The organism is Streptomyces sp. MGP-P1, assembly GCF_057766565.1.
This window is the reverse complement of sequence record NZ_JBYMEM010000007.1, coordinates 874000-897600: the sequence shown is the minus strand read 5'-3', so window position 1 is coordinate 897600 and position 23601 is coordinate 874000. Positions and strand designations below refer to the sequence as shown.

The following is a 23601-nucleotide window of genomic DNA, read 5'->3' as shown; positions in this document are numbered from 1 at the left end:
CCCGATGCGCCCGGGCGAACGCAGTGTCCACGCCCATGTGTTCGCAGCACGCCTGACCTGCATAAACATGCGCTAATACCCGAGTTTCACCCGCATAAACACATAAGTGGCCCAGATCACAGCGGGGCGGCTTCCGGGGAGCCGGAAGCGCTTGATACAAATTGCCCCGCGAGCACCTTCGGGGACCTTCTCCGACGAGAGCCGCATATCTCAGCATTCCGCTGTAAAACCCTGTCGTACCCGCGTGCCGTCGCCTGCCTTCGCGGGCGCCGCTCGCTCCGCCGTGCCCCGCTCCACCCCTCCCCCCTCCCCCCTGCCTGCCTCAGGCATGTCTTCAGGAACGCCCATGTCCTCGCGCCCTGGTGCCGCGTGGCCCCTGGTGGCCGTGTTCACCGCCGGTTACCTCGCCTCCTACCTGCTCCCCACCATCGTCGGCCGGCTCAGCGCCCAACTGGGGCTGAGCCCCGCCCAGGCCGGCCTGGTCGGCAGCGCCCTGCTGCTCAGCTCGGCCGGCGCCGGCTTCTCCCTGGCGGGCCGGGTCGAGCGGTACGGGGCACGCACCCCCGCCCGCCTCGGCCTGGTGCTGGCCGCCGTCGGTTACGGGGGCGCCGCGCTCGCCGCGTCCGTGCCGCTGGTGGTGCTCGGCGTGGTCGTCGGCGGCTTCGGCTCCGGCACGGCGACGGCGGTCGCCGCGGCCGGGATCGCCGCCCGGCGCGACCCGCACCGGACGTCCTCGCTGGGACTGCTCACCGTGTCCGCCACCGCGGGCGTCCTCTACCTGACCATCCCCCACCTGGGCGGCGGCCACCGGCTTCCGTTCGCCGCGATCGCCCTGGTCGCCCTGCTCGTCTGGCCCGCGACCGCCCGGCTCGGCGGGGCGACGGCGGCGGAGGAGTCGGCCTCCCCGGTCGCCGGCCGGCTCCCGCACCGCCGCTCCGGGCTCGTCCTGGCGGGCGGCATGCTCGTCTGGTCGATGGCGCAGAACGCGCTCTGGGGTGTGAGCAGCCGCATCGGCGCGGTCCAGGTGGGGCTGTCCGAGGTCACCGTCGGCGCGGTGTTCGCCGCGGCGCTCGGCGCGGGGCTGCTCGGTGTGACGGGCGCGGGGATCCTCGGCGCGCGGCTCGGCCGGGCGGTGCCGATCGGACTGGGGACCCTGGTCATCGCGGCGAGCATCGTGCTCAGTTCTTCGGCCCGGGATCTCGGATCGTTCGCGACCGGGGAGATCGTGTGGAACGCCTTCTACCCGGTGGTCCTCTCCTACCTCATCGGTCTTGCCGCCTCCCTGGACGTGCGAGGCCGGTGGGCGGTGCTGGCGGGCTCCGCCTCCTCCGTGGGGGTGGCCTGCGGTCCGCTGTTGGGCAGCGTGCTCTCCGCGGAGGCCGGCTATCCCACGATGGGGCTGATCCTGGGGGCGGCCACCCTGCTGGTCGCCGCCCCGGTGACCGCCGTGGCGCTGCACACCGGCGGCCGTCCGCTGGTGCCCGGCTCGGTGCGTCGTCGCGGTGGCGCCCCGGCGGCCCTGCTCGCCGCCACCACGGGAAGCCTGCCCGGCGCGGTGCCGAAGCTCGGCTCACCGGAGCAGGCCGTCACGGAGCTGCGGGTCCCGGCCCTGCGGCGCAGGCTGGTGCGCAGCGCGATCCGGACGGCCGGTCCGGACGGCGGTTCCGGTCAGTCGAACGCGTAGGCCTCGACCTCGGACAGATAGCGGGCCCTGCGCTCCTCGTCGTGGTCGAGGAAGGCCGCCTCGAAGGAGTTGCGGGCCAGGGTGCGCAGCTGCTCCGGCTCCAGGGCGAGCGCGTCGCGGACGGCGTCGAAGTTGTCTCCGGCGTACCCGCCGAAGTAGGCGGGGTCGTCGGAGTTCACCGTGCAGTGGAGTCCGGCGGCCAGCATCGCCGGCAGGGGGTGGTCCGCGAGCTTGTCGACCGTGCGCAGCCGCACGTTGGACAGCGGGCAGAGCGTGAGCGGCACCCGGTCGGCGACCAGCCGCTCCACCAGCTCCGGGTCCTCCAGGCAGCGCAGTCCGTGGTCGACGCGCTCGACGCCCAGGACGTCCAGGGCCTGCCTGATGTACTCCGGCGGGCCCTCCTCGCCCGCGTGGGCCACCTTGCGCAGGCCGAGGGCGGTGGCCGCCTCGTAGACCTCGCGGAACTTGGCGGGCGGGTGGCCGACCTCGGCGGAGTCCAGGCCGATCGCGCTGATCCGGTGCAGGTACGGCTTCGCCGCGTCCAGGGTGCCGAGGGCCGATTCGGCGGACAGGTCGCGCAGGAAGCACATGATCAGCTGGGTGGAGACCCCGTGGGTCTCCTCGCTGCGCTCCAGTGCCCGGCCGATCCCCTCGATGACGGTGCCGATCGGGACGCCCCGGGCGGTGTGGGCCTGCGGGTCGAAGAAGATCTCGGCGTGCCGCACGCCCTGGGCGGCAGCGCGGGCGAGGTAGGCGTCGACGAGTTCGGCGAAGTCGTCCTCGGTGCGCAGGACGGCCATCAGCGCGTAGTACAGGTCGAGGAAGGACTGGAGGTCCTCAAACCGGTAGGCGGCGCGCAGTTCGTCGGCGGTGGCGTAGGGCAGGGCCACGCCGTTGCGCTCCGCGAGGGCGAAGGCCAGCTCGGGTTCGAGGGTGCCTTCGATGTGGAGGTGGAGTTCTGCCTTGGGGAGGTGCACGGTGTCTCGCAAACAGGGGTGGGGTCGGGTCAGGGGCGGGGGTGGACAGGAGGTGGGGGCGGATCGAGGGCGGTGGCGAGTCAGGGGTGGTGGCGGGAGGGGACCGGGACCCGGATCAGGTCCTGGGCGATGGTGAGTTCGCCGTCGAACCCGGCGGCGCGGGCCTGGGTCTCGAAGAGCTCCGGGTCGCCGTAGCGCTGGGAGAAGTGGGTGAGCACGAGGTGGCGGACGCCCGACTCCTTCGCCACCCGGGCGGCCTGCCCGGCGGTCAGGTGCCCGTGGTCGACGGCCAGCCTCTCGTCCTCGTCGAGGAAGGTCGACTCGATGACGAGCAGGTCGCAGCCGTCGGCGAGCGCGTACACCCCGTCGCAGAGCCGGGTGTCCATGACGAACGCGAACCGCTGCCCGCGCCGCTCCTCGGAGACCTGCTCCAGCGTGACGCCGCCGAGGACGCCGTCGCGCTGGAGGCGGCCCACGTCCGGTCCGGCGATGGCGTGTTCCTTCAGCAGGGCGGGCAGCATGCGCCGGGTCTCGGGCTCGGTGAGGCGGTAGCCGTACGACTCGACGGGGTGCGAGAGCTTCGCGCTGTCCAGGGTGTACGCGGGGGTGGTGGCGAGGACCCCGCCGGTCCCGGCGACCGGGGCCTGGTTCAGCTCGACGGTCTCGCGGTAGGCGGTGGCGTACCGCAGCCGGTCGAAGAAGTGCTGCCCGCTCGCCGGGTAGTGCGCGGTCACCGGGTGCGGCACCTGGTCGAGGTTGATCCGCTGGATCACCCCGGCGAGCCCGAGGGAGTGGTCGCCGTGGAAGTGGGTGACGCAGATCCGGTCGATGTCGTGCGCGGCGACCCCGGCCCGCAGCATCTGCCGCTGGGTGCCCTCGCCGGGGTCGAAGAGGATGCCCTCGCCGTCCCAGCGCAGCAGATAGCCGTTGTGGTTACGGTGCCGGGTCGGGACCTGGCTGGCGGTGCCGAGCACCACCAGCTCGCGTACGGACATGGTCGGGCAGCTCCGTTATCCGGGGGGCCACTGGAGGCCGCGGCCGCCCAGGACGTGCGCGTGGGCGTGGAAGACGGTCTGGCCGGCGCCGGAGCCCGTGTTGAGGATGATCCGGTAGCCGCTGCCGTCGACCTTCTCCTCGGCGGCGACCTCTCCGGCCTCGCGCAGGACGTCCGCGGCGATGAGCGGTTCGGCGGCGGCGAGGGAGGCGGCGTCCGGGTAGTGGGCCTTCGGGATGACCAGGACGTGGGTCGGGGCCTGCGGGTTGATGTCGCGGAAGGCGACGGTGGTCTCGCTCTCGCGGACGATGGTCGCCGGGATGTCTCCCGAGACGATCTTGCAGAACAGGCAGTCGGACTGCGGCTCTCCCGCCATGGCTCCGGGCCTCCTCGTTCGCTGGTGAGTCGGTACAGGTGATCAGGTGATCAGTACAGGGGCATGCTATCCCCGGCCCTCCGGACCGTGTTCAGCCCCAACGCCCCGTACGCCCCAGCAGCAGCGCGGTCGCGGCCGTCCCGGCGGTGGAGGTGCGCAGGACGCTGCGGCCGAGCCGGTAGGGGCGGGCGCCCGCCTCGGCGAAGAGGGTCAGCTCCTGCGGGGAGACGCCGCCCTCCGGTCCGACGACGAGCACGAGTCTGCCCTCGGCGGGGAGTTCGGCGGTGGCGAGGGGGGTGCTGTCGTGGTCGCGGTCCTCGTGGAGGACCCCGGCGAAGTCGGCGGCGGCGAGGAGGGCGGCGACCTGCTTGGTCGTCATGGCCTCGGTCACCTCGGGGAAGCGCACCCGGCGGGACTGCTTGCCCGCTTCCCGTGCCGTGCCGCGCCACTTCGTCAGGGCCTTGGCTCCCCGGTCGCCCCTCCACTGGGTGATGCAGCGGGCCGCCTGCCAGGGCACGATCGCGTCGACACCGGTCTCGGTCATCGTCTCGACCGCCAGCTCGCCCCGGTCGCCCTTGGGGAGCGCCTGGACGACGGTGATGCGCGGGCTGGGCGCGGGCTCCTCGTGGAGGGTGTCGAGGCCGGTGACCGTGAGCCGGTCCTTGCCCTCGGCGGCCCGCACGACGCCCTCCGCCCAGTGGCCGAGGCCGTCGGTGAGGACGACGTCCTCGCCGGGGTGGAGCCGCTTCACGGAGACGGCGTGCCGCCCCTCGGGTCCCTCCAGGACGAACTCCGGCCCGGTGGGCATCCGTTCGACGACGAAGACCGGTGCGGTCACCGGGGGCTCCTCATGCTCAGGGCCGACCGGGCGGCCTCCAGTTCGGCGGCGAGCAGCTCGATGAGCTCGCCGGCGGGCAGTTCCCGGGCCATCCGGTGGCCCTGTCCGGCCCACAGGGCCATGCCCTGGGCGTCCCCGGCCTTGGCGGCGGCCAGGCGCAGCCCGCTGGTGACGTAGTGGACCTGGGGGTAGGCGGCGGGGGCGTAGGGGCCGTGTTCGCGGACGAAGCGGTTGACCAGGCCGCGGGCGGGCCGCCCGGAGAAGGCGCGGGTCAGCTCGGTGCGGACGAACAGCGGGTTGGTCAGGGCCTGCTTGTGCAGCGGGTGCGCCCCGGACTCGGGACAGACCAGGAAGGCGGTGCCGAGCTGGGCGGCGTCCGCGCCCGCCGCGAGGACGGCGGCGATCTGCGCGCCGCGCATCAGGCCGCCGGTGGCGACGATCGGGATCTGCACGGTCTCGCGGACCTGGGTGATGAGGGAGAGCAGCCCGGTGCCGGTCTGGTCGAGCTGCGGGTCGTCGCGGTGGGTGGACTGGTGGCCGCCCGCCTCGACGCCCTGGACGCAGACGGTGTCGGCGCCCGCCCACTGGGCGCTCTGGGCCTCCTCGGCGGAGGTGACCGTGACGATGGTGTGCGTCCCGGCCCTGGCGAAGGCGTCCAGGGTGTCGCGGGTGGGGCAGCCGAAGGTGAAGGAGACCACCGGGACGGGGTCCTCCAGCAGGATCGCGACCTTCGCCTCGTAGCCGTCGTCGCCGCTGCTGTCCGGGTCGCCGAGCGGGGTCTCGTACCAGGTGGCCTCACCGGCGAGCTGGTGGCGGTAGACCTCGACGGCGCTGGGGTCGGCGAGCGCGGGCTGCGGCATGAAGAGGTTGACGCCGAACGGCCCGCCGGTGAGCCGGCGCAGCTGTTTGATCTCGTTGTACATGCCGTCCGCCGTTTTGTACCCGGCGGCCAGGAATCCGAGCCCGCCGGCTTCGGCGACGGCCCCGGCGAGCTGGGGTCCGGACGCGCCGCCCGCCATGGGGGCCTGCACGATCGGATACCGGCAGAGATCGGTCAACTCGGAGGACATGACCGCATCGTGCCATGTCCTGTGCAACGGGGCCGAATCAGCCAGCGGCGGCGTGACCGGTTCTGCCGCCGTACGCCGCACCGCCCGCCGGTTCGGGACCGGCGGGCGGTGCGGTGAAAGGCGAAAAGCGGCTCAGCGGCCGTTGAACGCGTCCTTCAGCCGGGAGAAGAGCCCTTGCTGACCTGGCTGAAACTGGCCGAGGGGCCGCTCCTCGCCGCGCAGCTTGGACAGCTCCCGCAGCAGCCGCTCCTGTTCCGCGTCGAGCTTGGACGGGGTCATCACCTCGACGTGCACGATCAGGTCGCCCCGGCCGCCGCCCCGCAGGTGCGTGATGCCGCGCCCGTGCAGGGGAACGGACTGGCCGGACTGGGTGCCCGGCCTGATGTCGATGTCCTCCAGGCCGTCCAGGGTCTCCAGCGGACACTTGGTGCCGAGGGCCGCGGCCGTCATGGGGACGGTGACCGTGCAGTGCAGATCGTCGCCGCGCCGCTGGAACACGGCGTGCGGCAGCTCGTGGATCTCCACGTACAGATCGCCGGGCGGGCCGCCGCCGGGGCCGACCTCGCCCTCGCCGGCCAGCTGGATACGGGTGCCGTTGTCGACGCCCGCGGGAATCTTCACGGTCAGGGTGCGCCGCGAGCGGATGCGGCCGTCGCCGGCGCACTCCGGGCACGGGGTGGGCACGACCGTGCCGAAACCCTGGCACTGCGGGCAGGGCCGCGAGGTCATGACCTGGCCCAGGAAGGACCGGGTGACCTGCGAGACCTCGCCGCGGCCGCGACACATGTCACAGGTCTGGGCGGACGTGCCGGGGGCCGCGCCCTCGCCGCTGCAGGTGTTGCAGACGACGGCCGTGTCGACCTGGATGTCCTTGGTGGTGCCGAAGGCCGCCTCGTTGAGGTCGATCTCCAGCCGGATCATGGCGTCCTGGCCCCGCCGGGTCCGCGAACGGGGCCCGCGCTGTGCGGCGTTGCCGAAGAACGCGTCCATGATGTCGGAGAAGTTGCCGAAGCCGCCGGCTCCGAAACCGCCCGCGCCACCACCGCCGCCACTGGCGGAGAGGGGGTCGCCGCCGAGGTCGTAGACCTGCTTCTTCTGCGGGTCCGAGAGCACCTCGTAAGCGGCGTTGATCTCCTTGAACCGCTCCTGGGTCTTCGGGTCCGGGTTGACATCCGGGTGCAGCTCGCGAGCGAGCCGACGGAATGCCTTCTTGATCTCGTCCTGAGATGCGTCGCGGCGCACGCCGAGTACGGCGTAGTAGTCCGTGGCCACTTACGACTCCGCCAGGATCTGTCCGACGTAACGTGCCACTGCGCGTACCGCTCCCATCGTTCCGGGGTAGTCCATGCGGGTCGGTCCGACCACGCCGAGTTTGGCGACTGCCTCGTCGCCCGAACCGTAGCCGACCGCGACGACGGACGTGGAGTTGAGCCCCTCGTGGGCGTTCTCGTGCCCGATCCGTACGGTCATGCCGGAGTCCGTGGCCTCACCGAGCAGCTTCAGCAGGACGACCTGTTCCTCCAGTGCTTCCAGCACCGGCCGGATCATCACCGGGAAGTCGTGTCCGAAGCGGGTGAGGTTGGAGGTGCCGCCGATCATCAGCCGCTCCTCCGTCTCCTCGACCAAAGTTTCGAGGAGGGTGGAAAGGACCGTGGAAACCGTCCCTCGGTCCTCGCTGTCGAAGGATTCCGGCAGCTCCTGCACCAGCTGCGGGACATCCGCGAAGCGGCGTCCGACGACCCGGCTGTTGAGCCGGGCCCGCAGATCCGCGAGCGATGCCTCGCCGAAGGGCGCAGGGCAGTCGATCATACGCTGTTCGACCCGGCCCGTGTCCGTGATCAGGACGAGCATCAGCCGGGCGGGGGCGAGCGCCAGCAGTTCCACGTGCCGCACCGTCGAGCGGGTCAGCGAGGGGTACTGCACGACGGCGACCTGCCGGGTCAGCTGCGCGAGCAGCCGCACCGTCCGGCCGACCACGTCGTCGAGGTCGACCGCGCCGTCCAGGAAGTTCTGGATGGCCCGGCGCTCGGGCGAGGACAGCGGCTTGACGCCCGCGAGCCTGTCGACGAAGAGGCGGTACCCCTTGTCGGTCGGGATGCGTCCCGCGCTCGTGTGCGGCTGGGCGATGAAGCCCTCGTCCTCCAGCACCGCCATGTCGTTGCGGACGGTGGCCGGGGAGACCCCCAGCCGGTGCCGCTCGGTCAGCGCCTTGGAGCCGACGGGCTCCTCGGTGCCGACGTAGTCCTGGACGATGGCGCGCAGCACTTCGAGTCTGCGTTCGCTGAGCATCGCGCACACCTCCAGCTGTGTCTCTCGGTGTCTGTCTGGCACTCGGTGCGTTCGAGTGCCAGCAATCCCCGCAGTCAGTGTACGGGGGTGGGGTGGGGCGGGGGCAAGGGCGACCGGCCACGCCTCCACGAGACCGCGCAGGTCGTTGCCGATAGCGTCCTGGTATGGACGTCGCTTGGGAAGACTTCGGCTGGGAGCGGTTGGGCAACGGTATCGGCAGGCGGCGCCTCCCCGGCTGGGACGCCACCGCCGCGCTGGTCGCCGGGGACAACGGCGCGTTGCTGTACGACACCGGCGCCACGCTGCGCGAAGGGGTCGAGCTGCGGCGGCAGGCCGAGGCGCTGCTCGGGCGGAGGGTGACGCATATCGCACTGAGCCACCCGCACTTCGATCATGTGCTGGGCACCGCCGCGTTCGCCGGGGCCCAGGTCTACGGGGCGGTGGGCGTGGCGGCGCTGCTGCGCGGCGGGGCGGAGAGCCTGTGCGCCTCGGCGGTGCGCCACGGGGTGCCGGAGGGCGAGGCGGCCCGGTCGGCGGACACGCCGGTGGTCCCGCACCACGAGGTGTGCGGCGACTGGACGCTGGACCTGGGCGGCGGCCGTCAGGTGCTGCTGGCGAACGTGGGCCCCGGCCACAGCGGCCATGACCTCGCGGCGCTGGTGCCGGGCACGGGCGACGAGCCTCCGGTGGTGTTCTGCGGTGATCTGGTCGAGGAGTCGGGCGAGCCGCAGGCGGGCCGGGACGCGATCACCTCGCGCTGGCCGGCCGCGCTGGGGAGGCTGCTGGCGCTGGGCGGCGAGGGCGCGCTGTACGTGCCGGGGCACGGGGCGGTGGTGGACGCGGCGTTCGTGCGGGCGCAGCGGGCGTCGCTGGCGGCGCGCTTCGGGGTGGACCTCGACGGGGAGCCCGACGTGAACCTCGACGCTGGACTCGACGTGGGATGAGCCCTGACGCGGGTACGGCGAATATCGTCGTGCCATGCGCAGCTACCAGCCGGACCTGACCCCGCCGTGGAAGCGGTCCGCCCCCGTGCCCGAGGTGCCCGCCGAGCCCGATCTGGTTGTGGAGGAGGTCTCCACCGGCTTCTGCGGGGCGGTGATCCGCTGCGAGAAGACGGCCCAGGGGCCGACGGTGACCCTGGAGGACCGCTTCGGCAAGCACCGGGTGTTCCCGATGGAGCCGCGCGGCTTCCTGCTGGAGGGCAAGGCCGTCACGCTGGTGCGCCCGGGCCCCGGCGGCCCGGTGCGTCCCACCCGTACGGCCTCCGGTTCGGTGGCGGTGCCCGGGGCGCGGGCCCGGGTGGCGCGGGCCGGGCGGATCTATGTGGAGGGCCGGCACGACGCGGAGCTGGTGGAGCGGGTGTGGGGTGACGACCTGCGCATCGAGGGCGTGGTCGTGGAGTACCTGGAGGGGGTGGACGACCTGCCGGCGATCGTCGGGGAGTTCGCGCCGGGGCCGGACGCCCGGCTGGGGGTGCTGGTGGACCATCTGGTGCCCGGCTCCAAGGAGTCCCGGATCGCCGAGCGGGTGACCGGGGACCATGTGCTGGTGGTGGGGCACCCGTACATCGACGTGTGGGAGGCGGTGAAGCCGTCCTCGGTGGGGATCGACGCGTGGCCGGTGGTGCCGAGGGGGCAGGACTGGAAGACGGGCGTGTGCCGGGCGCTGGGGTGGCCCGAGAACACCGGGGCGGCCTGGCAGCACATCCTGTCCAAGGTCCGCAGCTACAAGGACCTTGAACCCCAACTGCTGGGCCGGGTAGAGGAATTGATCGACTTCGTCACCCTTCCGGACTGATGTCCGGGGCCTGATTCCGGCCTGTTGCAGGACTGTCGCAGAGGATTGCGTACCGATCCCTATGCATGCCTGCGTCCCACAAGCACCATCGGTTATTGAGGTGGGGGAACGGGCGGGCGGTTCACGGGCCGGAGGGCTCACGGGGGAAGGGCGGGTACCGATGGCGCGCGAGGTCTGGCGGGACAGTGCGGACAACGAGGCGGCCTCGGCCGTCTTCCACCTGATACAGCAGCTGATCGACCGCTACCGGGTCAACCGGCCGGTGATGCCGCTCGTGGTGGTCCAGGCGGCGGACGCTGGGGCCGGGCCGGAGATCGACGCGCGGGTGGAGCAGCTCGTGCATCAGGTGCACCGGGCCAACGAGCTGCGCCGGGTGCCGGTGCGGCTGCTGGACGGCGAGGGGGCGACCCCGTACGAGGCGGCGCTCGCCATGGTGCGCACCCTCTCCGAGAAGCCGTGGGAGACCCGCGAGAACACCCAGTACAAGACGTTCGCCTTTCCCCGCTCCCGGCTCCTCGGGGCGATCGAGCAGGCCACCGCGACGGTGGTCGAGCAGTCCGACGGGAACACCTCCGAGGTGCGCGAGGAGCGGATCCTGGAGCAGCTGAGCCGGCTGCGCTGGCGGTCCGGCCGGCCGCGCGGGGGCACCCGGTGGGCCTCGCTGCGGCAGTCGGTGCGGCCCGAGACGTTCGTCGGCGCGCTCTTCATCGCCCTGCTCAGCGTGTTGCTCGGGGAGATCGACTGGCTGCTGACGGCCCTGGTGGCGGGCCTCGCGCTGATCGGGCTCGCCGTGGTGGGCCTGGCGAGCCGGGCCGCGCCGCCGCTGCTGTGGCTGCGCCGGGCCAGCCGGTGGTTCGCCACCACCTCGTCCCTGGCCGCCTCCAGCACCGGCTATCCCTCCGACGGCTGGTCGTGGCTGTCGCCGAGCGGTTCGTGGCGGGTGATCCGGGCGCGGGCGGCGGCGGTCGCGGAGCGGGTGGCGGACGCGGGGGCGGGCGACGAGTACGCGCGCCAGTTCCATCTTGAGCTGCGGGTGCAGGCGCTGCTGGAGGATCTGCGGCACAACTACCGCCCGCACTCCCTGGACTGGCGGCGCAGCAAGCGCACGGTCCCGCCGGTGGTGTTCCTGCCCCGGGCGACCCAGGACAACGGCGGCATTCTGCTGATCAACGCGATCAACAGCGTGCGGTCGCGGCGCAGCGAGGTGGATCCGCTGCTGTTGCTCGCCTCGCTCCAGGCCCCCGAGATCATGCGGCACACGCCGCCGCTGCCCCCGGAGCGGCCGGGGTCCGGTGCGCCGTCCGGTTCGTCCGGGGCGCGGGCCCGCTACGAGCGCTGGGTCGACGATCTGAGTCTGGGCCAGTCGCCGGGGGCGGCGGCGACCCTGGCGTGGGTGCTGCTGCTGCCGCTGTCCACCGAGAAGCTGACCCACGAGCACGCGCACGCGCAGCTCGTCACCCACCGGGTGCGGCGGACCTGGGCGTGGTGGGTGATGTCGCGGGCGAGCGTCGCCGTGCTCGTCGTGGGAAGTCTGCTGGGGGCGTTCCTGTGGGCCGGGCACTGGCGCGACACGTACTGCCACGGGCCGCTGACCGACCGCAACACGGACGCGATCTGGGCCGGGAAGGGCGACGACCGGGAGTGCGTGGGGGTGGCGACCGCCCCCGAGGTGTTCTTCGCGCGGGGCAACGGCCTGGAGCTGAACGGGGCCGGGAAGGGCATCACCTTCGAGCGGATCGAGCAGGCGATCCGGGACGAGAACGATGACATCGAACCGGGCGACACGTACGTGACGGTCGTGTACGCCGGTCCGCTCACCGCCACGGGCAAGGACCGGGAGGAGACCCGCAAGGGCCTGGAGGAGCTGACCGGCGTCTATCTCCAGCAGCGGGCGGTGAACAAGACCGTGCGCCGGTCGGTGAAGCTGCGGGTGCTGACCGCGAACGGCGGCGAGGACATGCTGCGGCAGCTCACCGCCGTGCGGAAGATCATCGAGGCGGCCCGGCGGGATCCGACGGTGGTCGGCGTGGTCGGTCTCGGCCGCAACACCGACGAGAGCGACAACGCGACGAAGCTGCTGCGCGAGGCCGGGCTGCCGGTGGTGAACACGACGAACTCCAGCAGCGACCTGCCCCGGGACTTCCCCAACTACTTCGGCCTCGCGGCGACGGACGAGGAGCAGACGCACGCGCTGGGGCTGGTCGCCCGCCAGATCGCGAAGGACCTCGACCGCCCGCACGCGCTCGTACTGTCGCGCGAGGACCGCAACGGGGACCTGGACCGTTACACCGCCGAGCAGCGGGACGCGGGCCGGCAGATGCTGCACGACGCGGGCTTCGATCTGGGCAAGGACGTGCCGTACGACCTGCCGGGCGGGGCGAGCCTGAACGCCCCGCTGACGACCATCTGCCGGGCCGAACGGGTCCCCGACGCGCTGTACTTCGCGGGGCGGGTCGAGGACGTACCGACGCTGATGCGGGGCCTGTCGGAGACCACCGGCTGCTCCGACCGGCGGATGACGGTGTTCACGGGGGACGATCTGACGAAGGGGACGTTCGACGACAGCACCTCGATCGCGGCCAACGTCACGCTCTACCACAGCTCGCTCGCCCCACTGGACCGGGGAAAGAACCTCGGTTTCTACGGGGACGCGTACCGCACGCTGCGGGCGCTGCACCCCGAGGGGGAGATCATCGCGCTGGCGTCGGGGCGTCCGGCGTACGAGGACGGCCTGTTCGCCAGCGGGCAGACCGTCATCTCCTACAGCGCGACGGCCGCCCTGTACGACGCGGCGGCCCGCGGCGACCAGCGTCGAAGTGCGGCGGAGACCTGGGCGACGCTGCACACGGTGGACCTCAACAACATGCCGACGGGGACGGTCTCGTTCAGCCGGGCGAGGTCCTCGGTCTCCGACAACGTGCACGGCCTCAACATCGTCAAGGTGGTCCGGCCCGGGCCGAGCGCCGAGCGGACCCTGGTCTGCGGTAAGCCGGCCGGGGTCGCGCCCCCGCTGACGGCGAAGGACTGCCGACCGTGAGGGGCCCCGGCCGGGTCAGTCGACGAGGTCGCGGACGACGGCGTCGGCCAGGAGCCGCCCGCGCAGGGTGAGGACCGCGCGGCCCTTCCCGTACGGCTCCGGGGCGAGCAGCCCGTCGGTCAGGGCGCGGCGGGAGGCGGCGAGGCCGTCGGGTTTCAGGAGGGAGAGCGGGCAGCCCTCGCGCAGCCGGAGCTCCAGCAGGATGCGCTCGACCCGGCGGTCCTCCTGGCCGAGGATCTCGCGGCCCGCGCCGGGTGAGCGGCCCTCGGAGAGCGCCTGGGCGTACGCGCCGGGGTGCTTCACGTTCCACCAGCGGACCCCGCCGACGTGGCTGTGGGCGCCGGGGCCCGCGCCCCACCAGTCGGCGCCGCGCCAGTACAGCTCGTTGTGCAGGCAACGGCCCGCCTCGGTGGTGGCCCAGTTGGAGACCTCGTACCAGTCGAAGCCGGCGGCGGCGAAGGCCTCGTCCGCGATGAGGTAGCGGTCGGCGTGCGCGTCGTCGTCGGTCATCGGGATCTCGCCGCGCCGGATGCGGCGGGCGAGCTGGGTGCCCTCCTCGACGATCAGGGCGTACGCGGAGACGTGGTCGGGGCCCGCGCCGATCGCGGCGGCCAGGGTGGCCCGCCAGTCGTCGTCGGACTCGCCGGGGGTGCCGTAGATCAGGTCGAGGTTGACGTGGTCGAACCCGGCCGCCCGGGCCTCGGCGACACAGGCCTCGGGGCGGCCGGGCGTGTGCGTGCGGTCCAGGATCTTCAGGACGTGCTGCTTGGCGCTCTGCATGCCGAAGGAGACCCGGTTGAAGCCGCCCTCGCGGAGCGCGGCGAGGTAGGCCGGGTCGACGGACTCCGGATTGGCCTCGGTGGTGATCTCCGCGTCGTCCGCGAGCCCGAACTCCTCCCTGATCGCCGCCAGCATGCGCACGAGGTCGGCGGCGGGCAGCAGGGTGGGCGTGCCGCCGCCGACGAAGACCGTGCGCACGGGGCGGGGGTCGTCGCCGAGGACCTTGCGGGCCTGGCGGACCTCCTCGATCAGGTGGGCGGCGTAGTTGTCGCGGGAGGCCAGGGCCCCGCCGGAGCCGCGCAGCTCGGTGGCGGTGTAGGTGTTGAAGTCGCAGTAGCCGCAGCGGGTGGCGCAGTAGGGGACGTGCAGGTAGAAGCCGAGTGGGCGGTCGGCTGCGCCTTCCAGGGCGTGGCGGGGCAGCGCCCCGTCGTCGGGCACGGGCTCACCATCGGGCAGTACGGAAGGCATACCGACCATTGTCGCTCGCCGCGGGAGCTCCCCGGACCGGGTGGCTTCTCGGACCGGGTGGCTCCCCGGACCGGGTGGCTCCCGCGCGTCGGCCCGGTCAGTCCGTGTGCGGGCCCTTCCAGCCCGCGGGCAGGTCAGTCCGCGTGCGGGTCAGTCCGCGTGCAGGACCAACAGGGCCACGTCGTCGTCCGGGGGCTGCTCGGCGAACTCGTGGACGGCCCGCCGGATGCGCTCGGCCGTCGCCTCGGCGGGCAGCCCGGCGCACCCGGCCAGCACCCGGGCCAGCCCGTCCCCGTCGTCGAACATCAGCGGGCCCGACCGGCGCTCGGTCACCCCGTCCGTGACGCAGAGCAGGGTGTCCCCGGGCGCGAGGTCGAAGCCCTGGCTCTCGTACGCCACGTCCTCGACGACCCCGAGCAGCACCTGGGGCTCGGCGGCCGGCCGTACGGAGCCGTCGGGGCGCAGCAGCAGCGGCAGCGGGTGCCCGGCGCTGGCCACCGTGCAGCGGACCCCGCCGTCGGGGAGCGGCACGACCTCCCCGTACAGCAGGGAGAGGAACCGTGACTGGGTGCCGTCGTGGAGCTGCTGGCCCCCGGCGGCGGCGACCATCAGGGCGGCGGCCTCGGCTGCCTCCATGGCGTCGTCGAGGAGCAGCCGGTTCAGCCGGTCCAGGACCTCCCCGACGCCGAAGCCCTCCCGGGAGAGCAGCCGCAGCCAGGGGCGGGCGAGGCCGGTGACGACGGCGGCCTCGGGGCCGCTGCCCTGGACGTCGCCGAGGACGAAGCACCAGCGGTCGCCCGGGCAGGCGAAGATGTCGTAGAAGTCACCGCCGACCACCCAGTCGTCGCTCGGTTCGTAGACGAGGGCGCTGGTGACGCCGGGGATCTCGGCGACCTTGCTGGGGAGCAGGCCGCGCTGGAGGATCCGGCTGATGGTGGCCTGGCGGGTGTAGGCGCGAGCCGCGCCTACGGCGAGGCCGAGGCGGCGGACGAAGTCCTCGATCAGCGAGCCGACGGCCTCCGGCACCTGGGCGACGCCCTCGCGGCCGACGAGGACGGTGCCGAGCGCCCGGCCGCCGGCGGTGATGCGGAAGGCGAGCGCGGCCCCGTCGCGGCCGCCGGGGTGCGGGGGCGGCGCGGGAGCGGCCTGCCGGTCCTCGCGGCCCTCCCGGCCCTCCCCGTCCCCCGCGGCCTCCACCCGGCCCTCCGCGGCCTCCACCCGGGCCTTCTCGACGGGGTGGGCGGGCCAGGGCACGGGGACGGGGACAGGACCGGAGCCGACGCCTGCCGGGAGGCGGAAGGGCTCCCGCTCCAGGACGGCGCGCAGGGGCTCGGTGCCGGTCTCGTCGCTGTGCCAGACGCGGGCGAGCCGGGGTTCGGCGGCCGGTCCCCCGCCCTCGGCCTCCAGCCAGATCGCGCACCAGTCCGCCAGCCGGGGCACCAGGAGCTGGCCGGCTATGGCCGCCACCAGGTCCTCGTCGAGCTGCCCGGCGAGCAGGTCGGAGGCCTCGGCGAGGAAGGCCGGGGCGCCCCGGCTGTCCCAGACGGCGTCGTCGCGCTCGGTGCGCCTGGCGACGGGCGCGAGGATCTCGGCGGCGCGCAGGCCGCGCCTGAGGGCCTCCCCGTCGGGCGGGGCGGGCGGGGCGCTCCAGTCGTCGACGGGGAGGCGGGCCCAGACGGTCTTGAGGCCGGTGCGGTAGGTGATGCCCCAGGAGTCGGCGAGGGTGGCGACGAGCTGGAGGCCACGGCCGTACTCCGCGGGATCAGGCAGCTCCCCGGGGCTCACCCCGGCCGGTCCGGGTCCCGCGCCGGGCTCGTCGCCGCTCACCGGGCGGGCCGGGTGGTGGTCGGTGACCTCCAGGACGAGGGCGGCGGACGGCTCGTCGCCGCCCTCCTCCTCCAGCCTGAGCACCAGGTCGACGGTGGTCCCGGCGTGCACCACGGCGTTGGTGACCAGCTCGTTGGTGACGGTCACGGCGTCGTCGGCCAGCCGGTCGCTGAAGCCCACGGCCGCGGGCACCCCGATCCCGGTCCACTCCGCGAGCGCGGCCCGCACGAACCGGCGGGCGGCGGACGGGGCGAGCGGGATGCCGGGCAGGCTGGTGCGGCTGGCCAGGCGCGGGCCGTGCGCGAGCCCGGCACGGGTGGTGCCGGGACGCTGCACGGTGTCCCGCTGCGAGGGGATGGGCGCCACGGTGCGGCTCCTACGGTCCGACGACACCGACAGAGTGACAGACCGGCCGCATCCATAAGCACCGAGTTACCAAAGTGGACAGAAAATCGAGCGGATTCGAACGCAACGCTTCGGGAAACGCGTCACCGCGAGGGCTGTGAGCCGGGCGGTGAGGTCGCAGGTGGGCGCCGGATCGAGGTCGATCGAGGTCATGGAACCCCTTCGCCGACCGGATTCACGGTGCGTCGGCAGCGGTGTCGCCGGAGGACGGGGCCGCCCTCCTTCTGCGGTACACCACCACCCCGCACACCGCGAGGAGGAGCGCCGCCACGGCGGACACCCCGAGGACCGTCCGCTCGGCGAAGAGCCTCCCCAGCACCTCCAGCACGCCGAGCCCCGCGGTCGCGTAGATCAGCGCCCAGGCCGCTCCGCCCACGAACAGCGCGGGGAGGTAGCGCGGCAACGGCATGCGCATGCTGCCCGCGAGGAAGTTGACGGCGGTCTGGAACCCGACCGTCAGGAAGGAGACGGCGACCACCGGCGCGCCCCACCGCTGGATGGCGCGCTCGGCGCGCCGGAACTTCGCCGAAGAGGTCAGCCCCGCGAACCTGCCGCGCCGGGCGCCGGCTCCCGCGAGCCACCCGACGGCGAACGTCCCTCCGGCGCGGAGCAGGACGATGACGTACAGGGCCCCGGCCGCGAGCGCGATCCTCTCCACACTGCCCCCACCTCGCGCGCGGGCCCGAAGCCCGCGTTCTCCGTCACCACCCGGGCCCACCAAGGAAGGCCAGCCTAACCGAACGCACACCCGGCGGACGCGGGGCGGTGGCCGCCGTCGGCCGGGTGAAATACTTACCACTCGGTCGGGATTTATCGCCCCGAAGAGTGTACGTTCGTACGCTCCGGGGTTAGGGTCCTCCGCATGACCGTCGACATCGAGGCACGTCCTCTCCGCGCCGGGCGGAACGCGCGGACCGCCGTAGCCGTCCTGTTCTTCACCAACGGGGCCGTGTTCGCCAACCTGCTGCCGAGGTATCCGCAGATCAAGGATGATCTGGCGATCGGCAACGGCGCCTATGGACTGGCGGTCGCCGCGTTCCCGGCGGGCGCCATCGCGGCCGGCCTCGCGGCTGGGGTGCTCATCCGACGCGCGGGCTCGGCGCAGGTCGCGGTCGTCGGCACCCTGCTGACGGCGATGGGGATCCTGGCCGCCGGCCTCGCCCCGTCGCCCGCGCTGTTCGCGGGCGCGTTGTTCCTGGCCGGAGCCATGGACGCACTGACGGATGTCGCGCAGAACGCGCACGGTCTACGCGTGCAGCGGCTCTACGGGCGCTCCATCCTGAACTCGTTCCACGCGATCTGGTCCATCGGCGCCGTCAGCGGAGGGCTGATGGCCGCCGGAGCGATGTCGCTGGGCCTGTCGCTCGGCGTGCACCTCACGATCTCGGCGATCGTCCTCGTTCTCGCCGCCGTGACCGCACGGCGCTTCTGCCTGCCCGGCCCGGACAACGAGCCGGAGGAGACCGGTCCGGAACGGCCGAGCGCCCAGGGGGCGGCCGGCTCCTCGCGCGTCGGGTACGTGCTGGCGGCGCTCGTCCTGATCGCCACGGCCGGCGCGCTCGTCGAGGACGCGGGAAACTCCTGGGCCGCCCTCTACCTGCAGGACTCCCTGCACACCTCCTCGGCGCTCGCCGCCTGGGGCTTCATTGCCCTGGTGGGCGCCCAGTTCATCGGGCGCATCATCGGGGACCGCCTCGTCGACCGCTTCGGTCAGCGTGCCGTGGCCCGGGCCGGCGGCCTGATCACCGCGGTCGGCATGGGACTCGCCCTGGCGGTGCCGACCCTGCCCGGAACCATCCTGGGCTTCGCCCTGGCCGGATTCGGGGTGGCGACGCTGGTGCCCGCGGCGATGCACGAAGCCGACGCCCTGCCCGGCCTCAAACCCGGATCGGGTCTGACGATCGTCTCCTGGCTCATGCGCCTGGGCTTCCTGCTGTCCCCGCCGGTCGTCGGCTACGTCGCCGACGCGACCAGCCTGCGCACCGGCCTGCTGGTGATCCCCTGCGCCGGGCTGCTGGTGGTGGTGCTCGCCAGGGTCCTGCGAGGTCGGCGCGGCTGAAGCGGGCGCGGACCTGCGAGGTCGGCGCGGCTGAAGCGGGCGCGGACCCGCGAGGTCGGCGCGGCTGAACGCGGCGGACCTGCGCGGACCCCGCGAGGTCGGCGTGAGTGAAGCAGGCGCGGCTGACCTCGACCACGGCAGCGTGCGACCGGCGCGACGCGCGCCGTGACTTCCGCGATGCGCCACTCCCGGCCGGAACGGGCCGTCCGGAACGGGCCGTCCGGAACGGGCCGTCCGGACACCTCAGGTGTCCGGACGGCCGCCATGAGGGGCCCGCGCCCGGGCCCTGTCGCTCAGGCCTCGCGCGAGCCCGCGTACATCTCGTCGATGAGCCCCCGGTACTCCCGCTCGACGACCGGCCGCTTCAGCTTGAGGCTGGGGGTCAGCTCGCCGTGCTCGACGTCCAGGTCGCGCGGCAGGAGGCGGAACTTCTTGATGGTCTGCCAGCGCTGGAGGCCCTCGTTGAGGCGCTTGACGTACCCGTCGATCAGCTCGACGGTCTGCGGGGCGGCGACGACCTCCGCGTACGACTTGCCCTCCAGGCCGTTCTCGGCGGCCCAGCCCAGGAGGGTGGGGCCGTCGAGCGCGATGAGCGCGGTGCAGAAGTTACGGTCCGCGCCGTGCACCAGGATGTTGGAGACGAACGGGCAGACCGCCTTGAACTGGCCCTCGACCTCCGCCGGGGCGACGTACTTGCCGCCGGACGTCTTGATCAGGTCCTTCTTGCGGTCGGTGATGCGCAGGTAGCCGTCGACCGACAGCTCGCCGATGTCCCCGGTGTGGATCCAGCCGTCCGACTCCAGGACCTCCGCGGTCTTGTCGGGCAGGTTGTGGTAGCCCTCCATGACACCGGGGCCGCGCAGCAGGATCTCGCCGTCGTCGGCGATGCGCACCTCGGTGCCGGGGAGCGGCTTGCCGACGGTGCCGGTGCGGTAGGCCTCGCCCGGGTTGACGAAGGAGGCGGCGCTGGTCTCGGTGAGGCCGTAGCCCTCCAGGACGTGGACGCCGGCGCCCGCGAAGAAGTAGCCGATGTCCGGGGCGAGGGCGGCGGAACCGGAGACGCAGGCGCGCAGCCGTCCGCCGAAGGCCGCACGGATCTTGGAGAAGACGAGGACGTCGGCGACCTTGTGCTTGGCGCCGAGCACGAAGGGGACGGACGCCTTGCCGGTGCGGCGGAAGTTGTCCTGGGAGACCTTGGCGTATTCGCGGGCGACTCCGGCGGCCCACTGGAAAATCTTGTACTTGGCTCCGCCGCCCGCGCGGGCCTTGGAGGCGACCCCGTTGTAGACCTTCTCGAAGATCCGGGGCACGGCGGCCATGTAGGTCGGCTGGACGACCGGCAGGTTCTCGATGATCTTGTCGATTCGGCCGTCGACGGCCGTGACGTGGCCGACCTCGATCTGGCCGGAGGTGAGGACCTTGCCGAAGACGTGGGCCAGCGGCAGCCAGAGGTACTGCACGTCGTCGGCGGTGATCAGCCCGGTCGAGACGGTGGCCTTGGCCATGTACGACCAGTTGTCGTGCGGCAGCCGTACGCCCTTGGGGCGGCCCGTGGTGCCCGAGGTGTAGATGAGCGTGGCGAGCTGGTCGGGGGTGATCGCGGCGACCCGCTCGGTGACCGCGTCCGGGGTCTTGACGAGGAGCTCCTCGCCCTGGGCCTCCAGCTCGGCGAGGGTGATGATCCAGCCCTCGGGGTCGTCATCGGCGGGCTCGACGCCGGCCGGGTCGATGACCACGACATGAGCGAGGTTCGGCAGGTCCGCGCGGCTCTCCCGCGCCTTGGCCAGCTGCTCGGCGTTCTCCGCGATGAGGATCCGGCTCTCGGAGTCGGCCAGGATGAAGGCGGACTCCTCGGCGTTCGTGGACGGGTAGATGGTGGTCGTCGCGGCGCCCGCGCACATCACCCCGAGGTCGATGAGAATCCAGTCCACCCGGGTGGCCGAGGACAGGGCGACCCGCTCCTCCGGCCGCACGCCGAGGGCGATCAGCCCGGCGGCGATCGCGTAGACCCGCTCCGAGGCCTGGCCCCAGCTCAGCGACTTCCAGTCGTCGGGACCCGAGCCCGAGGCCGACGGCACCGGATAGCGGTACGCCTCCCCGTCCGGGGTCGCCGCCACGCGGTCGATGAAGAGGGCCGCCACGGAGGGCGGCCGGTTATCGATCAAGGTCTGTGTGTCGCTCACGACGTCCTCCGGGCCTGCGGCATTGCTACGACCGGCTTCTTTGATACGGCGACGGCTGCCGTGGTCCCACTGCCCACTGCCCACCGCCTACTGCCTACTGCTCCCGTGCTTCTGCGCAACCTGCTTGGTCGGGCTTGTTTAACTGACCAGTAACCATCGAGTCGTGATCAGAGTAGAGCGCGCGTGTCCGCCACGTAAGAGGCAACGGACCGCAGCTTTCATAACGAAAGGGCCCCCACGCCGGTACTGCTGCGGCATGAGGGCCCTGGGAGAGCGGACTACTTCTTGCCCTTGCTCTCACCCGCGGACTCGTCGGTCGACAGGACGGAGATGAAGGCGTCCTGCGGAACCTCCACGTTGCCGACCATCTTCATCCGCTTCTTGCCCTCCTTCTGCTTCTCCAGCAGCTTCCGCTTACGGGAGATGTCACCGCCGTAGCACTTGGCGAGGACGTCCTTGCGGATGGCGCGGACGGTCTCCCGGGCGATGACCCGGGCGCCGATGGCCGCCTGGATCGGCACCTCGAAGTTCTGCCGGGGGATGAGCTTCTGCAGCTTGGCGACGAGCCGTACGCCGTACGCGTACGCCTTGTCCTTGTGGGTGACCGCGGAGAACGCGTCCACCTTGTCGCCGTGCAGCAGGATGTCGACCTTGACGAGCTGGGCCGACTGCTCGCCGGTGGGCTCGTAGTCGAGGGAGGCGTAACCCCGGGTCTTGGACTTCAGCTGGTCGAAGAAGTCGAAGACGATCTCCGCGAGCGGCAGGGTGTAGCGGATCTCGACCCGGTCCTCGGAGAGGTAGTCCATGCCGAGCAGGGTGCCGCGCCGGTTCTGGCACAGCTCCATGATCGCGCCGATGAACTCGCTCGGGGCCAGCACCGTGGCGCGGACGACCGGCTCGTGCACCTTGTCGATCTTGCCCTCGGGGAACTCGCTCGGGTTGGTGACGACGTGCTCGGTGCCGTCCTCCATCTCGACGCGGTAGACCACGTTGGGGGCGGTGGCGATCAGGTCGAGGCCGAACTCGCGCTCCAGCCGCTCCCGGACCACGTCCAGGTGGAGCAGGCCGAGGAAGCCGACGCGGAAGCCGAAGCCGAGCGCGGCGGAGGTCTCCGGCTCGTAGACCAGGGCGGCGTCGTTGAGCTGGAGCTTGTCCAGCGCCTCGCGCAGGTCCGGGTAGTCCGAGCCGTCCAGCGGATACAGCCCCGAGAACACCATCGGCTTGGGCTCCTTGTAGCCGCCCAGCGCCTCGGTCGCCCCGTTGTGCAGTGAGGTGATCGTGTCACCGACCTTGGACTGCCGGACGTCCTTCACCCCGGTGATGATGTAGCCGACCTCGCCCACGCCGATGCCGTCGGCCGGGGTCATCTCGGGGGACGACACCCCGATCTCCAGCAGCTCGTGGGTGGCGCCGGTCGACATCATGCGGATGCGCTCGCGCTTGTTGAGCTGCCCGTCGATGACACGGACATAGGTGACGACACCGCGGTACGCGTCGTAGACCGAGTCGAAGATCATCGCGCGGGCGGGGGCGTCCGCGACGCCGACCGGGGCCGGCACGTCGCGCACGACCCGGTCGAGCAGCGCGTCCACGCCGACGCCGGTCTTCGCGGAGACCTTGAGCACGTCCTCGGGCTGGCAGCCGATGAGGTTGGCCAGCTCCTCGGAGAACTTCTCCGGCTGCGCGGCGGGGAGGTCGATCTTGTTGAGCACGGGGACGATGGTGAGGTCGTTCTCCATCGCGAGATAGAGGTTGGCCAGCGTCTGGGCCTCGATGCCCTGCGCGGCGTCGACCAGCAGGACCGTGCCCTCGCAGGCCGCGAGCGAACGGGAGACCTCGTAGGTGAAGTCCACGTGGCCCGGGGTGTCGATCATGTTGAGGACATGGGTGGTGCCCAGGTCCTCACCCGTGTTGGGGGCCCAGGGCAGCCGGACCGCCTGGGACTTGATGGTAATGCCGCGCTCGCGCTCGATGTCCATCCGGTCGAGGTACTGAGCACGCATCTGCCGCTGGTCGACCACTCCGGTCAGCTGAAGCATCCGGTCGGCGAGGGTCGACTTGCCGTGGTCGATGTGCGCGATGATGCAGAAATTGCGGATCAGCGCCGGGTCGGTACGGCTCGGCTCGGGCACGTTGGAAGGAGTCGCGGGCACGCAGGGTCCTGATTCTTGAGACGCCGAACGCCGTGTCTCGGGTCGATGTCGGGTCGGTCGGATCGATACGTAGGCTCCATCGTCCCACGGCTGCGGGACAGCGACCGGTTTGGGCCGGTCGGAGGGTGACTGCTACCGTGGACAGCTGTGCCTCGTGGCTCTCACGAGCGGCGCGGCTCACCTGGAAGATCCAACGAACCTGAAAAGGCTCTATTCGTGGCGAACATCAAGTCCCAGATCAAGCGGAACAAGACCAACGAGAAGGCGCGCCTGCGCAACAAGGCCGTCAAGTCGTCGCTCAAGACCGCGATCCGCAAGGCCCGCGAGGCCGCCGTTGCCGGTGACGTCGAGAAGGCCACCACGGCCGTCCGCGACGCTTCCCGTCAGCTCGACAAGGCTGTCTCGAAGGGTGTCATCCACAAGAACGCCGCCGCCAACAAGAAGTCGGCGCTGGCGTCCAAGGTTGCCGCCCTGCAGGCCTGAGCTTCTTCCCGAAGCTCACTGATGTGACCGCCGGAACGGACCAGACGGGCCCTCTCTCCCGCCCCTGACCGGCACCCCGCGCCGCACACCGAACCTGCGTTCGCCACGCGGGTGCGGCGCACCCAGAGTGTGACCCGGAAGCCCCGGCCCGCGATCTCCCCAGATCGGTGGCCGGGGCTTC

General features: G+C 72.3%; 18 protein-coding genes. 6 read left to right on the top strand and 12 right to left on the bottom strand.

What is annotated here, in order from left to right; genetic code table 11:
• Positions 1–346: 346 nt before the first annotated feature.
• Positions 347–1684 carry an MFS transporter gene (locus tag AC3CH1_RS25585; RefSeq protein ID WP_488465063.1) on the top strand — a complete coding sequence of 446 codons (1338 nt, stop codon included), beginning with the start codon at positions 347–349 and terminating at the stop codon, positions 1682–1684.
• Here the strand turns inward: AC3CH1_RS25585 and AC3CH1_RS25580 are convergent.
• The 7 genes from AC3CH1_RS25580 to hrcA form a co-directional block, all read right to left on the bottom strand.
• Positions 1669–2661: an adenosine deaminase gene (locus tag AC3CH1_RS25580; RefSeq protein ID WP_488465062.1), complete on the bottom strand. Its 993-nt coding sequence runs from the start codon at positions 2659–2661 to the stop codon at positions 1669–1671. The two genes, AC3CH1_RS25585 and AC3CH1_RS25580, sit on opposite strands and share 16 nt — an antisense overlap.
• An 80-nt stretch (positions 2662–2741) precedes the next feature.
• The gene (locus tag AC3CH1_RS25575; protein ID WP_488465061.1) at positions 2742–3656 is read right to left on the bottom strand and encodes a ribonuclease Z; all 915 of its coding nucleotides are present in this window, start codon (positions 3654–3656) and stop codon (positions 2742–2744) included.
• 15 nt (positions 3657–3671) lie between these two features.
• Positions 3672–4031 (bottom strand): histidine triad nucleotide-binding protein, encoded by a 360-nt coding sequence (locus tag AC3CH1_RS25570; protein ID WP_265601699.1) that lies wholly within the window; start codon positions 4029–4031, stop codon positions 3672–3674.
• A 91-nt stretch (positions 4032–4122) separates the two neighbouring features.
• Entirely contained in the window at positions 4123–4869 is a 747-nt protein-coding gene (locus AC3CH1_RS25565) for a 16S rRNA (uracil(1498)-N(3))-methyltransferase (RefSeq protein ID WP_488465060.1), read from the bottom strand.
• Positions 4866–5939 (bottom strand): nitronate monooxygenase, encoded by a 1074-nt coding sequence (locus AC3CH1_RS25560; protein ID WP_488465059.1) that lies wholly within the window; start codon positions 5937–5939, stop codon positions 4866–4868. Before AC3CH1_RS25560 ends, AC3CH1_RS25565 begins: the two co-directional genes overlap by 4 nt.
• Positions 5940–6071: 132 nt before the next feature.
• Positions 6072–7211 carry a molecular chaperone DnaJ gene (gene dnaJ / locus AC3CH1_RS25555; protein ID WP_069754761.1) on the bottom strand — a complete coding sequence of 380 codons (1140 nt, stop codon included), beginning with the start codon at positions 7209–7211 and terminating at the stop codon, positions 6072–6074.
• On the bottom strand, positions 7212–8228 hold the full coding sequence (hrcA, locus tag AC3CH1_RS25550) for a heat-inducible transcriptional repressor HrcA (protein ID WP_361868511.1): 1017 nt from the start codon (positions 8226–8228) through the stop codon (positions 7212–7214). It abuts the gene before it with no gap.
• Positions 8229–8392: 164 nt separating this feature from the next.
• Here hrcA and AC3CH1_RS25545 point away from each other — a divergent pair, with 164 nt between their 5' ends.
• From AC3CH1_RS25545 to AC3CH1_RS25535, 3 genes are all read left to right on the top strand, one after another.
• A complete protein-coding gene (locus AC3CH1_RS25545) occupies positions 8393–9172 on the top strand; it encodes an MBL fold metallo-hydrolase (RefSeq protein WP_488465058.1) in 780 nt (259 codons plus the stop codon).
• Positions 9173–9206: 34 nt separating this feature from the next.
• Entirely contained in the window at positions 9207–10025 is an 819-nt protein-coding gene (locus AC3CH1_RS25540; RefSeq protein WP_488465057.1) for a DUF3097 domain-containing protein, read from the top strand.
• Positions 10026–10185: 160 nt separating this feature from the next.
• Positions 10186–13062, top strand: a complete 2877-nt coding sequence (locus AC3CH1_RS25535) for an ABC transporter substrate-binding protein (protein ID WP_488465056.1) — start codon at positions 10186–10188, stop codon at positions 13060–13062.
• Between the two features lie 15 nt (positions 13063–13077).
• Here AC3CH1_RS25535 and hemW read toward each other — a convergent pair whose 3' ends face one another.
• The 3 genes from hemW to AC3CH1_RS25520 all read right to left on the bottom strand — a co-directional run bounded on the left by hemW (position 13078) and on the right by AC3CH1_RS25520 (position 17200).
• Positions 13078–14319 carry a radical SAM family heme chaperone HemW gene (hemW, locus tag AC3CH1_RS25530; protein WP_488465055.1) on the bottom strand — a complete coding sequence of 414 codons (1242 nt, stop codon included), beginning with the start codon at positions 14317–14319 and terminating at the stop codon, positions 13078–13080.
• A 141-nt stretch (positions 14320–14460) separates the two neighbouring features.
• Positions 14461–16503: a SpoIIE family protein phosphatase gene (locus AC3CH1_RS25525; protein ID WP_488465054.1), complete on the bottom strand. Its 2043-nt coding sequence runs from the start codon at positions 16501–16503 to the stop codon at positions 14461–14463.
• A gap of 214 nt (positions 16504–16717) precedes the next feature.
• Entirely contained in the window at positions 16718–17200 is a 483-nt protein-coding gene (locus tag AC3CH1_RS25520) for a DedA family protein (protein WP_488465053.1), read from the bottom strand.
• A gap of 204 nt (positions 17201–17404) precedes the next feature.
• Between AC3CH1_RS25520 and AC3CH1_RS25515 the strand changes: the two genes are divergently transcribed.
• The gene (locus AC3CH1_RS25515; RefSeq protein ID WP_488465052.1) at positions 17405–18601 is read left to right on the top strand and encodes an MFS transporter; all 1197 of its coding nucleotides are present in this window, start codon (positions 17405–17407) and stop codon (positions 18599–18601) included.
• Positions 18602–18894: 293 nt separating this feature from the next.
• On the opposite strand, the gene AC3CH1_RS25510 is transcribed toward AC3CH1_RS25515, so the two are convergent.
• Both AC3CH1_RS25510 and lepA read right to left on the bottom strand, forming a co-directional pair.
• Entirely contained in the window at positions 18895–20784 is a 1890-nt protein-coding gene (locus AC3CH1_RS25510; protein WP_488465051.1) for an AMP-dependent synthetase/ligase, read from the bottom strand.
• 278 nt (positions 20785–21062) lie between these two features.
• The gene (gene lepA, locus AC3CH1_RS25505) at positions 21063–22937 is read right to left on the bottom strand and encodes a translation elongation factor 4 (protein ID WP_488465050.1); all 1875 of its coding nucleotides are present in this window, start codon (positions 22935–22937) and stop codon (positions 21063–21065) included.
• A gap of 216 nt (positions 22938–23153) precedes the next feature.
• Between lepA and rpsT the strand changes: the two genes are divergently transcribed.
• A complete protein-coding gene (gene rpsT, locus AC3CH1_RS25500) occupies positions 23154–23420 on the top strand; it encodes a 30S ribosomal protein S20 (RefSeq protein ID WP_018961227.1) in 267 nt (88 codons plus the stop codon).
• Positions 23421–23601: the final 181 nt, after the last annotated feature.

What these genes read in the sequence shown, in the direction of transcription:
- AC3CH1_RS25560 (WP_488465059.1), bottom strand. Translation starts at nt 5,939, where the DNA reads ATGTCCTCCGAGTTGACCGATCTCTGCCGGTATCCGATCGTGCAGGCC.
- AC3CH1_RS25575 (WP_488465061.1), bottom strand. Translation starts at nt 3,656, where the DNA reads ATGTCCGTACGCGAGCTGGTGGTGCTCGGCACCGCCAGCCAGGTCCCG.
- hrcA (WP_361868511.1), bottom strand. Translation starts at nt 8,228, where the DNA reads ATGCTCAGCGAACGCAGACTCGAAGTGCTGCGCGCCATCGTCCAGGAC.
- AC3CH1_RS25545 (WP_488465058.1), top strand. Translation starts at nt 8,393, where the DNA reads ATGGACGTCGCTTGGGAAGACTTCGGCTGGGAGCGGTTGGGCAACGGT.
- AC3CH1_RS25515 (WP_488465052.1), top strand. Translation starts at nt 17,405, where the DNA reads ATGACCGTCGACATCGAGGCACGTCCTCTCCGCGCCGGGCGGAACGCG.
- AC3CH1_RS25585 (WP_488465063.1), top strand. Translation starts at nt 347, where the DNA reads ATGTCCTCGCGCCCTGGTGCCGCGTGGCCCCTGGTGGCCGTGTTCACC.
- AC3CH1_RS25540 (WP_488465057.1), top strand. Translation starts at nt 9,207, where the DNA reads ATGCGCAGCTACCAGCCGGACCTGACCCCGCCGTGGAAGCGGTCCGCC.
- hemW (WP_488465055.1), bottom strand. Translation starts at nt 14,319, where the DNA reads ATGGTCGGTATGCCTTCCGTACTGCCCGATGGTGAGCCCGTGCCCGAC.
- AC3CH1_RS25570 (WP_265601699.1), bottom strand. Translation starts at nt 4,031, where the DNA reads ATGGCGGGAGAGCCGCAGTCCGACTGCCTGTTCTGCAAGATCGTCTCG.
- AC3CH1_RS25535 (WP_488465056.1), top strand. Translation starts at nt 10,186, where the DNA reads ATGGCGCGCGAGGTCTGGCGGGACAGTGCGGACAACGAGGCGGCCTCG.